Here is a 13,870-nt window from a genome sequence, read left to right as displayed (position 1 = left end):
TTTATGCGTCGCGCCCTGCTCTTCGCTTGCGCTCTGCTTGCCCTGCCTTTCGCGCAGGCCACAGAACTTCAACCCTTCTCCGCCAGCTACACCGCCGACTGGAAGCAGCTTCCAATGAGTGGCACTGCCGAGCGCAGCCTGACCAAGGAAGCCAACGGCGTCTGGAAGCTCAGCTTCAAGGCCTCGATGATGATCGCCAGCCTGACCGAAGAAAGCACCCTGACCCTGGACAAGGACACCCTGCTGCCACAGTCCTACCACTTTGAACGCGGGGGCCTGGGCAAAGCCAAAAAGGCCGACCTGGATTTCGACTGGACCACCAAAAAGGTCACCGGCACCGATCGTGGTGACGCCGTCAACATTCCGCTCAACCGCGGCATGGTCGACAAATCCACCTATCAGCTGGCCCTGCAACACGACGTGGCCGCCGGCAAGAAAAGCATGAGCTATCAGGTGGTCGATGATGGTGAAGTCGATACCTATGACTTCCGCGTGCTGGGTTCGGAAAAAGTCGACACCAAGGCTGGCCAGATCGACGCGATCAAGGTCGAGCGCGTGCGCGATCCGACACAAAGCAAGCGCATCACCGTGCTGTGGTTCGCCAAGGACTGGGATTACCTGCTGGTCCGCCTGCAACAGGTCGAAACCGACGGCAAGGAGTACAACATCATGCTCCTCGACGGCAAGGTCAACGGCAAGGCTGTCAAAGGCAGCTGATCCGGATCGACACAAGAAGCCTCGCTAATGCGGGGCTTTTTTTCGCCTGACGCAAAGTAACCTGTGGCGAGGGAGCTTGCTCCCGCCGGGTTGCGAAGCGCCCCCAAAAAAAGGGACTGCTACACAGTCCTGCGGGAGCGAGCTCCCTCGCCACAGGGAATTGCAATTGCTTCAAACAAGAAAGTGGAACGCGTATCAGGAGGAATGCTCTATACCTTCAAGGTCTTTTTTGATCGAATGACTTTTCCTACTGCCGAGGTTTCCCATGACAGTCACCGTCAATACCGTTTCCGCCGAAGGTTATCGTCACAGCGTACAAATCGATGACCACGAACTCTTTGCCGATGTGCCGACTTCCGCCGGCGGTGAAGGCTCGGCACCCGAGCCACATGATTACTTCGACGCAGCGCTCGGCGCGTGCAAGGCCCTGACCCTGAAGCTGTACGCGAAGAAAAAAGACATTCCGCTGACGGGTGTTGGTGTCGAGGTCAAACGCGACAACAGCGAAGAACAGAAAGGCAAATATGTCTTGCACGTCAAACTGACCCTCAAAGGTGTGCTCACCGACGCGCAACGTGACGAACTGCACCGCGTGGCTGACCGTTGCCCTGTGCACAAGCTGATGACCACCACTGAAGTCAGCATCGAAACCCATCTGTCCGAAGGCGCGTTCAGCCAATAGCGGCAAGGGCCGGGCAAGCGGGTTATGCTCCACGCGTCACCCGCTCAGCCTGGAATGCACCATGAACACTCCCCTCGTGATCCGCCCCCGCGCCGAAGATGTTGAAGGCCAGCCGATTCTTCGTCCGCTACCGTCAGCCAAATGCCGCAGCGTCGGGCCTTTTGTGTTTTTCGACCACATGCTCGAAACCCGTTATCCAGCGGGCAAAGGCATGAACATCCGTCAGCATCCGCACATCGGTCTATCGACCCTCACCTACTTGTTCGAAGGAAAAATCCAGCACAAGGACAGCCTCGGTTCCGATCAGGTGGTAGAGGCCGGAGACGTCAGCTGGATGACCGCCGGCAGCGCGATTGCCCACGTCGAGCGCACGCCCCAGGCATTGAAGGACAGCGGATTCACGATGCACGGCTTGCAGATCTGGCTGGCATCGCCAAAGGAACATGAGCAGGGACCGGGACACTACAGCCACCATCCGGCGGCCACACTGCCGGTCAGCGACAACCTCGGGGTGAAGATCCGGATGATCGCCGGGTCAGGCTTCTGCCTGGAATCGCCGGTGCCGGTGCTTTCTCCTACGCTGTACGCGGAACTGAACCTGCAGACAGCGACCACGCTGCTGATTCCCACCGAGCATGAAGAACGGGCGCTGTACGTGTTGAGCGGCGAATTGCAGCTCGATGGCGAGCTGATAGACCCCCATGCGCTGGTGGTGCTGCCTGCGGGGGAAGAGATGACGTTGTTCGCCGAGAGCGACTGTCATGCGGTGCTGTTGGGTGGTGCGCCGCTGGATGGGCCACGAAGGATCAACTGGAATTTTGTGGCAAGCGATCCGGCGGCTATCGATGAAGCCCGTCGGCGCTGGGCAGCCGGGGATTGGCCGACGGTGCCCGGGGAAGTTGAGCGGATCGAACTGCCCCCCGCCCGCTAAAGCCCAGGAATAAAAAAACCCGCCGAAGCGGGTTTTTTTGTACAACGCCGTTAAACCGACAGTTCAACCAGCAGCTTGTTGAGGCGGCGCACATACGCGGCCGGGTCTTTCAAGCTGTCGCCGGCCGCCAGGGCCGCCTGATCGAAGAGAATGTGCGACAGGTCGCCGAAGCGCTCGTCGCTCTGCTCGTTGTCGAGTTTCTCGATCAGCGGGTGGGCCGGGTTGAACTCGAAGATCGGCTTCGAATCCGGAACCTTCTGACCACTGGCTTCGAGGATCTGGCGCATCTGCAGGCCCAGGTCCTGTTCGCCGATAGCCAGAATCGCCGGAGAGTCGGTCAGACGGTGGGAAACCCGCACTTCAGCAACCGAATCACCCAGTGCAGTTTTCAGACGCTCGACCAGACCCTCTTTGGACTTGGCGACTTCTTCCGCGGCCTTCTTGTCCTCTTCCGAGTCCAGGTTGCCCAGGTCCAGGTCACCGCGCGCCACGTCAACGAAGCTCTTGCCGTCGAAATCGCTGAGGTAGCTCATCAGCCACTCGTCAATACGATCGGTCAACAGCAGCACTTCGATGCCTTTCTTGCGGAAGACTTCCAGGTGCGGGCTGTTTTTGACTTGCGCGTAAGTTTCGCCAGTCAGGTAGTAAATCTTGTCCTGACCTTCCTTGGCGCGAGCCAGGTACTCGGCCAGACCCACGACCTGCTCCCCTTCTTCACCCTGAGTGGACGCGAAACGCAGCAAGCCGGCGATTTTCTCTTTGTTGGCGAAGTCTTCTGCCGGGCCTTCTTTCATGACCTGACCGAAATTTTTCCAGAAGCCCTTGTATTGCTCAGGCTCGTTTTTCGCCAGTTTTTCCAGCATGTCCAGAACACGCTTGGTCAGCGCCGACTTCATGGAATCGATGATCGGGTCTTTCTGCAGGATTTCCCGCGACACGTTCAGCGACAGGTCATTGGAATCGACCACGCCTTTGATGAAGCGCAGGTACAGCGGCAGGAACGACTCGGCTTGATCCATCACGAACACACGCTGCACATACAGCTTCAGGCCTTTCGGCGCTTCACGCTGGTACAGGTCGAACGGAGCACGGGTCGGAACATAAAGCAGCGAGCTGTACTCGAGCTTGCCTTCGACCTTGTTGTGGCTCCAGCTCAGCGGGTTTTCGAAGTCATGAGCGATGTGCTTGTAGAACTCCTGATATTCCTCGTCCTTGATCTCGGTGCGAGGACGGGTCCACAGGGCGCTGGCGCGGTTGACGGTTTCCCACTCAACGGCTGGCTTCTCTTCACCCTCGGCGGCGGCCACTTCTTTCGGCAACTCGATTGGCAAAGCGATGTGGTCGGAGTACTTCTTGATGATGTTGCGCAGGCGCCAGCCATCGGCGAACTCGTCCTCACCGGACTTCAGGTGCAACACGATGCGAGTGCCGCGCTCGGCTTTCTCGACGGTGGCCACTTCAAAATCGCCTTCGCCCTTCGACGACCAGTGCACGCCTTCGCTGGCGGCAGCACCGGCACGACGGCTGAACACGTCAACTTTGTCGGCGACGATGAATGCGGAGTAGAAACCCACGCCAAATTGACCGATCAGGTGCGAATCTTTTTTCTGATCGCCAGACAGGTGTTTCATGAAATCGGCGGTGCCGGATTTGGCAATCGTGCCCAGGTGCGTGATCGCATCTTCACGGCTCATGCCGATACCGTTGTCTTCGAGGGTGACGGTTTTAGCGTCCTTGTCGAAGCTCACACGGATTTTCAGTTCGGCGCCACCTTCCAGCAACTCAGGCTTGGACAGGGCTTCGAAACGTAATTTGTCGACAGCGTCAGAGGCGTTCGAGATCAATTCGCGAAGGAAGATTTCCTTGTTGGAATACAGCGAATGGATCATGAGGTGCAGCAGTTGCTTCACCTCGGTCTGGAAGCCCAGGGTTTCCTTTTGAGTTTCCACACTCATGGTCATCAAACTCCAATCAGATGGCAGTGGCCGCGACCTTCAGGGTCGGCGGCGGGTTGTCATCAAAGTTGGGGGCTCGGATCAGGATTTCAAGGGCTCATCGATTTTGAAGTGGGCACGGGCGGTGGCAATTGGCTCGGCTTCGGTGCTTTGCCAGGCGGTTACCGCCACGTTTGCGACACGTCGACCCTGACGACACACCTGGCATCTGGCCCAGGTGTCGCGAAACTGCCCCGTGCGCAGGTAGTCGAGGGAAAAGTCGATGATCTTCGGCACGCCCGGCGAACCGGTGAGAATCAGCAGGTGCAGCGCGGCGGACAGCTCCATGAACCCGGCAATCACACCACCATGAATTGCCGGCAGCAAAGGGTTACCAATGTTGTCCTTGTTCGCCGGGAGGCGAAACAGCAGGTCATCCCCGACCCGCGAGCATTCGACGCCGATCAGTTTGGCGTAGGGAATCAGGTGCAGCAGCGCGGCGTAGTCGCCCTGCTCATGGGCCTGTTGCAGTTGTTCCTTGAAGTTGTCGATCATTTCGCCCCTCCGGCGATGGCGCCACCGAAGCCTTTGGTGCCTTTGACGCCCTTGCCCATGCGCATGAACGTGCCCACCACATGGGCGATAGGCTGTTCGGGATCATCCTGATAGGCAAAACCACGGGCGAAGATCACGTCCGTGGTGACCCGATAGCACTGGGCAAAGCCATACACATCCTTGTGCGGCTCGGCCGCGTGCATGTAGTCGATGCGCAGATCGAGGGTCGGGCAGACTTCGAACTCGGGCAACACGCAAAGGGTGGACATGCCACACGCGGTGTCCATCAAGGTCGTCAGCGCACCGCCGTGGATCACGCCGGTTTGCGGGTTACCGATGATTTGCGGGCTGTACGGCAGAATCACGGTAAGCCCGCCACTGCTGACGCTGTGAACTCGCAGCCCGAGTACCTGACAGTGTCGCAATGCCGATAAAAATCGCGTCGCACGCTCAAAAACGGGGTTTTCGGCCATTTGATAAAAACTCTTCTTAGTATTCCGACACCGCACTAGGCGGATTCGGTAAAAGTTCCCGTGGGAATTATCTTATATATCTGAACGAATTGAGGAACTTAACCCTGTTGGCTGTGCTCGAAAGGCCAAGTAGATATTTTCCATAAGGAGAAACACCCCATGCGTAAGACTTTAGCTATTGCCTTGATGTTGACCGCTTCCCTCGGTCTCGCAGCCTGCGATAAAAAATCCGAGGACAAAGCTCAAGAAGCCAACGAACATGCTGAGCAGGCTCAGCAAGACATGAACAAAGCTCAGGATAAAGTGAACGACGCAGCGAAAGAAAACGCCGAAGCCGCCAAAGCTCAGGCTGAATCGAACGAAGCCGCTGTGAAAGAAGCACCTAAAAACTAAATCAGTTTTTAGCGTGATAAAGAAGACCCGCCAAGTGCGGGTTTTCTTTTGCCTGTCATTTGCCCTGCTAGAGCAAAATAGTTCTAAAAGTCGGACTAATCATCAGTAGCAACGAACACACTAGCCCGACAACCCACACCAGACTTCGTTGCCAGGCGAGATCGCCCCAATAGCACAGTAAGTAAATGACTCGCGTGATCACAAAGATGATTGCCAGCGAGTCAATCAGCCATCCCGCCGTCTGCGTGGTGTGCGCCATCAACACCCCCACCGCGAACAATATGAAGGCTTCGAAGCAGTTCTGATGGGCCGCTACCGCGCGGGCACCGAAGCCGGTGAGTTGGGCCTGCTGCTGGCGAGGCAGGTGATTGTTGTAACCACCCTGATCTTTCATGGCCTTGGCCACCGGCATGCGGGCCACGTAAATCAGCAAGGCGCTGATCAACACACACCAGAACGGAATACTCATCAAGCAGCCTCTTTGTTCGCTTCAGGCAAGGGCGCCTCTGTAGGGGTATAGACCATCACGTCGAGAACGTCGGAATGAAACTCCCGGCGATAGAGCACCAGCACTACGCCGGCACTCATCAACATGAACAACCAGGGGCTGACGAACCAGGCCAGCATGGTCATGCCGAAGTAATAGGAGCGCAGGCCGAAGTTGAACTGGTTGGCGGCCATCGAGATGACACGCGCCGCCCGGGCCGCAAACGCTTTACGCTCCTGCTCCGAGACATGGCGCTCGCCGACCATGGGTGCCGAACCGATCAGAATGGCCGCGAAGTTGTATTGGCGCATGCACCAGCTGAACGTAAAGAACGCATACACAAACACCAGCGCCAGGCACAGCAACTTGATCTCGGACATCCCCTGGGAGGCCTGCTGCACCATCGGGATATCCGCCAGCAACGACACGGCCCGTTCCGACGCGCCCAGCACGGTGAGAATGCCAGCCAGGATAATCAGCGTGCTCGAGGCGAAGAACGAAGCGTTGCGTTCCAGGTTGCCGACCACGCTGGCGTCGGCGATACGGTTGTCGCGCAGCAGCATGCGGCGCATCCAGTCTTCGCGGTACAGGTGCAGCACACTGGCCAGGCACGCGGTGTCGCGGCCCTTCCATGTCGCATAGCGGGTATAGCCGCCCCAACAGATGACAAACCAGGCGGCGGCGAGAATGTGGATCAGGTTGGCGTGGATGAACGACATGCAGGTCCTTGTGATGTGTTTGCGGAGGTTCCCGCAGGGGATTTGCAGTGTTTCGACGTTAGCTCACAAAAAAAGGCACTGCATCACGCGCATAAAAAATGCCCCGTATCGATTGATACGGGGCATTTCTGTTATAGCTCAAGACCCGCTTGTGGCGGGCATGAAGCGACTTAAGCCAGGGCTTCTTCGCGTTTACCCAGCAGGCGGTCGCATACCACTGCAACCACCAGCGTCATGACCGATGGCACCAGCCACGCCAGGCCTTGCTCGCTCAGCGGCAAGTGAGCCAGTTGCGTCGGCATCCAGTCCGCCAGACCCGCGCCCTTGAGCGCGTCGATCAGACCGAAGATGAACGACACCAGCATCACCGGACCGACGATGCGCCCCTGTTCATGCCAGAAGTCCTTGCAGAAACTCAGGGCGACCAGCGCGATGCACGGCGGGTAGATCGCGGTGAGTACCGGGATCGAGAACGCGATCAGCTTGGTGAGGCCCAGATTGGACACAAACAGGGAAAACACGGCCAGGATAATGACCAATGTTTTGTAGGACAGCGGCAGCACACGGCTGAAGTATTCGGCGCAGGCGCAGGTCAGACCGACCGCCGTGACCAGGCAGGCCAGCGAGATCAGCACCGCAAGGAAACCGCTGCCCAACGAACCAAAAGTGTGTTGAACGTAAGCGTGCAATACCGCCGCACCGTTGGTCGCGCCGGCAGCCACTTCATGGCTGCCCGAACCGAGACGGAACAGGCTGACATACACCAGCGCCAGACCGACGCCGGCGATCAGCCCGGCAATGATCGCGTAGCGGGTGATCAACACCGGCGACTCGACGCCGCGGGAGCGGATGGCGTTGACGATGACAATGCCGAACACCAGCGCACCGAGGGTATCCATGGTCAGGTAACCATTGATGAAGCCCTGGGAGAACGGTGCTGCGACATACTCAGGCGTCGCCACGCCGATATCACCGGCAGGCAAAGCAAACGCGGCAATGCCGAGAACCGCCAGGGCGATGATCTTCAGCGGTGCGAGAAACCGTCCAACGGTATCCAGCAAGCGGCCCGGGTAGAGCGAGATGAAGAACACCAGCAGGAAGTACACCGAGCTATAGAGAAACAGCGCCAGCGGGCTTTCGCCGGTCAGCGGCGCCAGGCCCACTTCGAACGATACGGTCGCAGTGCGCGGCGTCGCGAACAGCGGACCAACCGCGAGGTAGCATGCAGCGGCCAGCAAGCCGCCAGCGACTTTGCCGATGGGACTGCTCAAGGCATCCATGGCGCCGCCGACCTTGGCCAGGGCCACGACGGTAATCACCGGCAGACCGACCGCGGTGATCAGAAAGCCCAGCGCCGCCATCCAGACATGAGGCCCGGACTGCAAACCGACGATAGGCGGGAAGATGATGTTGCCAGCCCCGACGAACAGGGCAAACGTCATAAAACCAAGTGCCAGGATGTCCTGGCCTTTCAACACTTTCATTAAGGAAATACCACACTACTGAATCGGAATTTAGAGAGGGATTTCCCTTTATGGGTGAGGGAAATGCTGTCGGTCCGCATAGGACTGACCCTTTAGCGCGAAGCAACCTTGTGGGTCGCGGACGCAAAATGGCGGCTAGCCTAACGAACTTGAGCTAAAAACGCACTGTTAGAGGGCGAACATTCCGATCTACGACATTTCCGTGTCGCGTTTACATATCTAATTTACCTGCACAGAACCCTGTGGCGAGGGCGCTTGCTCCCGCTCGGCTGCGAAGCAGCCGTAAAACCATGAAATGCGGCGCACCCGACATGCCTCGGTTGCGTGATTTGGGGGCCGCTTCGCAGCCCAGCGGGAGCAAGCGCCCTCGCCACAAAAAGCACTGTGGCCTGTGGAGATATGGAATCACGGAAACGACAAAGGCCACCTGAAGGTGGCCTTTGTTTGGTGAAGCGTCAGCTAAGCGCGAGGCTTACTTGATCGCCCAACCGGTCAGCTCGGACAAAGCCTTGCCGATGTCTGCCAGCGAACGCACGGTTTTAACGCCTGCGTCTTCCAGGGCAGCAAACTTCTCGTCTGCAGTGCCTTTGCCGCCAGAGATGATTGCGCCAGCATGGCCCATGCGCTTGCCCGCAGGGGCAGTCACACCAGCGATGTAGGAAACAACCGGCTTGGTCACGTTTGCCTTGATGTAGGCAGCCGCTTCTTCTTCAGCCGAACCGCCGATCTCGCCGATCATCACGATCGCTTCGGTCTTCGGGTCTTCCTGGAACAGCTTCAGGATGTCGATGAAGTTCGAACCCGGGATCGGGTCACCGCCGATGCCGACGCAAGTCGACTGACCGAAACCGGCGTCAGTGGTCTGCTTCACAGCTTCGTAGGTCAGGGTGCCGGAACGGGAAACGATACCGACCTTGCCTGGCAAGTGAATGTGACCTGGCATGATGCCGATCTTGCATTCGCCTGGAGTGATCACGCCTGGGCAGTTAGGACCGATCAGGACTACGCCCAGCTCGTCGCACTTGACCTTGGCATCCAGCATGTCCAGGGTAGGAATGCCTTCGGTGATGCAAACGATCAGCTTGATGCCGCCGAATGCCGCTTCCAGGATGGAGTCCTTGCAGAAAGGAGCTGGAACGTAGATCACGCTGGCGGTGGCGCCAGTGGCAGCTACAGCGTCTTTCACGGTGTTGAACACTGGCAGACCCAGGTGCTCGGTGCCGCCTTTACCAGGAGTTACGCCGCCAACCATCTTGGTGCCGTATTCGATGGCTTGCTGGGTGTGGAAACTACCTTGCGAACCGGTAATACCCTGGCAGATAACTTTGGTGTCTTTATTGATCAGGACGCTCATTATTTGCCCTCCGCAGCTTTAACGACTTGTTGAGCAGCGTCGGTCAGGCTGGTAGCAGCGATGATGTTCAAACCGCTTTCTGCCAGTACTTTAGCGCCCAGCTCAGCGTTGTTGCCTTCAAGGCGAACAACAACCGGGATTTTCACGCCGACTTCTTTCACAGCGCCGATGATGCCTTCGGCAATCATGTCGCAACGAACGATGCCGCCGAAGATGTTGACCAGTACTGCAGCGACGTTAGTGTCGGACAGGATGATCTTGAACGCTTCGGTAACGCGTTCTTTGGTAGCACCGCCGCCCACGTCGAGGAAGTTGGCTGGTTTGCCGCCATGCAGGTTGACGATGTCCATGGTACCCATGGCCAGGCCAGCACCGTTGACCATGCAACCGATGTTGCCTTCCAGTGCTACGTAGTTCAGTTCGAACTTGGCAGCGTGCGCTTCGCGCGGATCGTCTTGCGACGGATCGTGGAAAGTCTTCAGCTTAGGCTGACGGTACATGGCGTTGGCGTCGATGTTGATCTTGGCGTCGAGGCAATGCAGATCGCCGTCAGCCTTGATCACCAGCGGGTTCACTTCCAGCAGAGCCAGGTCGTGATCCTTGAACAGCTTGGCCAGACCTACGAAGATCTTGGCGAACTGAGCAACCTGCTTGCCTTCCAGACCCAGCTGGAATGCCAGCTCGCGACCCTGGAATGGCTGAGCGCCAACCAGTGGATCGATAGTGGCCTTCAGAATTTTTTCTGGAGTGTCGTGAGCGATTTTCTCGATGTCCACGCCACCTTCGGTGGAAGCCATGAACACGATGCGACGGCTCGAACGGTCAACGACAGCGCCCAGGTACAGCTCTTTAGCGATATCAGTGCACGATTCAACCAGGATCTTGGTGACTGGCTGACCATTGGCATCAGTCTGGTAAGTCACCAGACGCTTGCCCAGCCACTGCTGTGCGAATGCCTTGGCGTCTTCTTTGCTGCGAACCAGCTTTACGCCGCCCGCTTTACCGCGACCACCAGCGTGGACCTGGGCTTTGACAACCCACTCGGTGCCGCCGATTTTGTCGCAAGCTTCTGCTGCTGCTTCCGGGGTGTCTACCGCATAACCGGTGGAAACTGGCAGGCCGTACTCAGCGAACAGCTGCTTACCCTGATACTCGTGAAGATTCATGCTTATTACCGTCTTCGTTAGGTACTGCGCATTCGGTGCTGCACTTGTTCAAGTGCCGCACCACCTGTGACTGCTGCTTGCGTAGCCTTTCCGGACAACCGGTGCAGCTACGCAAGACTGCGTCCAGCGGATATTCCGCGGTGAGTCTTGCATGCAAGGCTCACGACGGGCCATACCGCCGTGGTTTCTTATTGTCTTAACGCTTCTTGCGGTTGGCGATGTGAATGGCGCCGCCATTCACTGCCAGAGCTGCTTCGTGCAAGGCTTCAGACAGGGTCGGATGGGAGAAAACCATCATGCCCAGGTCTTCAGCGCTGGTGCCGAATTCCATACCGATCGCGCCCTGCTGAACCAGTTCTGCAGCGCTCGGGCCAATCACGTGGACGCCCAATACGCGGTCAGTCTTGGCATCGGCAATGACTTTCACGAAACCGCCGGTATCGTTGGCTGCCATGGCACGGCCACTGGCTGCGAACGGGAAGGTGCCAACGTTAACTTCAACGCCTTCAGCCTTCAAGGCCTGCTCGGTTTTGCCGACCCATGCGATTTCCGGGTGAGTATAAATAACCGAAGGGATCAAGTCATAGTTCATCTGGGCTTTGTGGCCCTTGATGCGCTCGACGACCATGATGCCCTCTTCCGAAGCTTTGTGAGCCAGCATCATGCCGCGCACCACGTCACCGATGGCGTAAACGCCCGGTACGGTGGTGGCGCAGTGATCGTCAACGTGCACGAAACCGCGCTCGTCGAGGGTCACGCCGCAATCGGCGGCCAGCAGATCCGTGGTGACCGGACGGCGACCAACGGCTACGATCAGCTTGTCGAAAGTGATGTTCTGTTCGCCATTGGCATCGGTGTAGTTCACAACGACTTCGTCGCCGTTCACTTTCGAACCGGTGACGCGAGCGCCCAGCTTGATGTCCAGGCCCTGTTTGGTCAGGGTTTTCAGCGCTTCCTTGGAAACGGCTGCGTCAGCGGCCATCAGGAAGGTGTCCAGCGCTTCAAGAACAGTCACTTCCGCGCCCAGACGGGACCAGACCGAACCCAGTTCCAGACCGATCACGCCAGCGCCAATCACGCCCAGACGTTTTGGAACCGATTGAAATTCCAGAGCGCCGGTGGAGTCGACGATCACATTCTGGTCGACCGGAGCCGGTGGAATGTCGATCGGACGCGAACCTGGAGCCAGGATCACGTTCTCGGCTTCAATGATTTCTACCGAACCGTCAGGCTTGGTGACTTCGACTTTCTTGCCAGCCAGCAGTTTGCCGTGGCCCTGGATCGAAGTAACGCCGTTAGCCTTGAACAGGGTGGCAACGCCGGAGGTCAGGCCTTTGACGATGTTGGCTTTACGGCCGACCATTGCTGGCACGTCCATGGTCACGCCAGCGTGGTTGATGCCGTGGATCGCGAAACCGTCTTGGGCTTCGTGGAACTTCCAGGAGCTGTCCAGCAGCGCCTTGGATGGAATGCAGCCGACGTTCAGGCAAGTACCGCCGAGGGCCAGTTTGCCTTCCTTGTCGGTGTATTTCTCGATGCAGGCAGTGGTGAGGCCCAGTTGCGCTGCTTTGATGGCAGCCACGTAGCCGCCAGGGCCCGCGCCAATCACTACCACGTCGAATTTCTGAGTCATGTGTCATTCCTTCTCGAATCAAACCGGACGGCCCCTTTTGGGGACCGTCGTGGGACGAAGCTGGTCATTACAGGTGGGCCGCCATCCTGCAGCGGCCCATGCAACGAAATCAGATATCCAGCAGCAAACGAGCCGGGTCTTCCAGCAGGTTCTTGATGGTAACCAGGAAGGTCACAGCTTCTTTGCCATCGATCAGACGGTGATCGTAGGACAGAGCCAGGTACATCATCGGACGGATAACGACCTGACCGTTGATCGCCATAGGGCGCTGCAGAATGTTGTGCATGCCCAGGATGGCCGCTTGTGGCGGGTTGACGATCGGAGTCGACATCATCGAACCGAAGGTACCACCGTTGGTGATGGTGAACGTACCGCCGGTCATTTCATCCATCGACAGTTTGCCGTCGCGAGCCTTCTTGCCGAAGGTAGCGATGCCGCCTTCGATTTCAGCCAGGCTCATCAGTTCGGCGTTACGCAGAACCGGTACAACCAGACCGCGGTCGCTGGAAACAGCAACACCGACGTCGGCGTAGCCGTGGTAAACGATGTCGGCACCGTCGATCGACGCGTTGACAGCCGGGAAGCGTTTCAGCGCTTCGGTGGCCGCTTTCACGAAGAACGACATGAAGCCCAGGCGTACGCCGTTGTGGGACTTCTCGAACAGGTCCTTGTACTTCGAACGCAGGGCCATGACTTCGGTCATGTCGACTTCGTTGAAGGTGGTCAGCATCGCCATGTTCGACTGAGCTTCTACCAGACGCTTGGCCACGGTAGCGCGAACGCGGGTCATCGGTACGCGCTTCTCGATGCGGTCGCCAGCGGCGAACACAGGAGCAGCGGCAGCCGGAGCGGCAGCCTTGGCAGGTGCGGCAGCCGGAGCGGCTTTCTTGGCGGCAACAGCGGCCACCACGTCTTCCTTGGTCACACGACCGCCTTTGCCGGTGCCGGCAACGGAAGCGATGTTGATGCCGTTTTCTTCAGCCAGCTTGCGAGCAGCCGGTGCAGCAACAGGATCGTCTTCGCCTTCGGCGGCAGGAGCAGCAGCCTGTGCAGCGGCCGGAGCAGCAGCGGCAGCCGGAGCAGCGGCAGCAGCGCCGCCCGCTTCGATGGAGCCCAGGACTTCGTCGGACAGAACTGTGTCGCCTTCGTTCTTGACGATAGCGCCCAGCACGCCATCAGCGGTGGCCAACACTTCCAGCACAACCTTGTCGGTTTCGATGTCGACGATCAGGTCGTCACGCTTTACAGCGTCGCCCGGTTGTTTGTGCCAGGTGGCAACGGTGCCGTCGGCAACCGATTCCGGGAAAGTGGGGGCTTTGATTTCGATAGCCATTATCTGTGA

14 protein-coding genes are annotated in these 13,870 nt (G+C 58.2%); 4 read left to right on the top strand and 10 right to left on the bottom strand.

Annotation, left to right across the window (positions count from 1 at the left end; genetic code table 11):
• The first annotated feature begins 3 nt into the window (after window positions 1-3).
• The 3 genes from ACM1ZW_RS17485 to ACM1ZW_RS17475 all read left to right on the top strand — a co-directional run bounded on the left by ACM1ZW_RS17485 (window position 4) and on the right by ACM1ZW_RS17475 (window position 2,330).
• Entirely contained in the window at window positions 4-717 is a 714-nt protein-coding gene (locus ACM1ZW_RS17485; protein WP_017337256.1) for a DUF3108 domain-containing protein, read from the top strand.
• Window positions 718-982: 265 nt separating this feature from the next.
• Entirely contained in the window at window positions 983-1,399 is a 417-nt protein-coding gene (locus ACM1ZW_RS17480; protein ID WP_017337255.1) for an OsmC family protein, read from the top strand.
• Between the two features lie 61 nt (window positions 1,400-1,460).
• Window positions 1,461-2,330, top strand: a complete 870-nt coding sequence (locus tag ACM1ZW_RS17475; RefSeq protein ID WP_416738960.1) for a pirin family protein — start codon at window positions 1,461-1,463, stop codon at window positions 2,328-2,330.
• A 50-nt stretch (window positions 2,331-2,380) separates the two neighbouring features.
• Here the strand turns inward: ACM1ZW_RS17475 and htpG are convergent, their stop codons facing one another.
• From htpG to ACM1ZW_RS17460, 3 genes are all read right to left on the bottom strand, one after another.
• Window positions 2,381-4,285 (bottom strand): molecular chaperone HtpG, encoded by a 1,905-nt coding sequence (gene htpG, locus ACM1ZW_RS17470; protein WP_031318553.1) that lies wholly within the window; start codon window positions 4,283-4,285, stop codon window positions 2,381-2,383.
• A gap of 81 nt (window positions 4,286-4,366) precedes the next feature.
• Window positions 4,367-4,819, bottom strand: a complete 453-nt coding sequence (locus tag ACM1ZW_RS17465) for a PaaI family thioesterase (protein ID WP_017337252.1) — start codon at window positions 4,817-4,819, stop codon at window positions 4,367-4,369.
• Window positions 4,816-5,292, bottom strand: coding sequence for a PaaI family thioesterase (locus ACM1ZW_RS17460; protein ID WP_017337251.1), 477 nt, complete (start codon window positions 5,290-5,292; stop codon window positions 4,816-4,818). The genes ACM1ZW_RS17465 and ACM1ZW_RS17460 overlap by 4 nt, the downstream gene beginning before the upstream one ends.
• 159 nt (window positions 5,293-5,451) lie before the next feature.
• Between ACM1ZW_RS17460 and ACM1ZW_RS17455 the strand changes: the two genes are divergently transcribed.
• Window positions 5,452-5,685, top strand: a complete 234-nt coding sequence (locus ACM1ZW_RS17455; RefSeq protein ID WP_017337250.1) for a hypothetical protein — start codon at window positions 5,452-5,454, stop codon at window positions 5,683-5,685.
• A 67-nt stretch (window positions 5,686-5,752) separates the two neighbouring features.
• On the opposite strand, the gene ACM1ZW_RS17450 is transcribed toward ACM1ZW_RS17455, so the two are convergent.
• The 7 genes from ACM1ZW_RS17450 to odhB form a co-directional block, all read right to left on the bottom strand.
• The gene (locus ACM1ZW_RS17450; protein WP_017337249.1) at window positions 5,753-6,154 is read right to left on the bottom strand and encodes an MAPEG family protein; all 402 of its coding nucleotides are present in this window, start codon (window positions 6,152-6,154) and stop codon (window positions 5,753-5,755) included.
• A complete protein-coding gene (locus tag ACM1ZW_RS17445; protein WP_017337248.1) occupies window positions 6,154-6,891 on the bottom strand; it encodes a DUF599 domain-containing protein in 738 nt (245 codons plus the stop codon). Before ACM1ZW_RS17445 ends, ACM1ZW_RS17450 begins: the two co-directional genes overlap by 1 nt.
• 170 nt (window positions 6,892-7,061) lie before the next feature.
• A complete protein-coding gene (gene brnQ / locus ACM1ZW_RS17440) occupies window positions 7,062-8,375 on the bottom strand; it encodes a branched-chain amino acid transport system II carrier protein (protein WP_017337247.1) in 1,314 nt (437 codons plus the stop codon).
• Window positions 8,376-8,847: 472 nt separating this feature from the next.
• A complete protein-coding gene (gene sucD / locus ACM1ZW_RS17435) occupies window positions 8,848-9,729 on the bottom strand; it encodes a succinate--CoA ligase subunit alpha (RefSeq protein WP_007898976.1) in 882 nt (293 codons plus the stop codon).
• Window positions 9,729-10,895: an ADP-forming succinate--CoA ligase subunit beta gene (gene sucC / locus ACM1ZW_RS17430; RefSeq protein WP_007898980.1), complete on the bottom strand. Its 1,167-nt coding sequence runs from the start codon at window positions 10,893-10,895 to the stop codon at window positions 9,729-9,731. The genes sucD and sucC overlap by 1 nt, the downstream gene beginning before the upstream one ends.
• Before the next feature lie 196 nt (window positions 10,896-11,091).
• On the bottom strand, window positions 11,092-12,528 hold the full coding sequence (lpdA, locus tag ACM1ZW_RS17425; RefSeq protein ID WP_017337246.1) for a dihydrolipoyl dehydrogenase: 1,437 nt from the start codon (window positions 12,526-12,528) through the stop codon (window positions 11,092-11,094).
• A 109-nt stretch (window positions 12,529-12,637) separates the two neighbouring features.
• Window positions 12,638-13,861 carry a 2-oxoglutarate dehydrogenase complex dihydrolipoyllysine-residue succinyltransferase gene (gene odhB, locus ACM1ZW_RS17420; protein ID WP_017337245.1) on the bottom strand — a complete coding sequence of 408 codons (1,224 nt, stop codon included), beginning with the start codon at window positions 13,859-13,861 and terminating at the stop codon, window positions 12,638-12,640.
• Between the last annotated feature and the right edge of the window lie 9 nt (window positions 13,862-13,870).

The organism is Pseudomonas sp. NFX71 (genome assembly GCF_048079215.1).
Lineage (GTDB): Bacteria > Pseudomonadota > Gammaproteobacteria > Pseudomonadales > Pseudomonadaceae > Aquipseudomonas > Aquipseudomonas fluorescens_B.
Note: the sequence above shows the minus strand (reverse complement) of the source record. Positions and strands in the feature narration are given on the sequence as shown.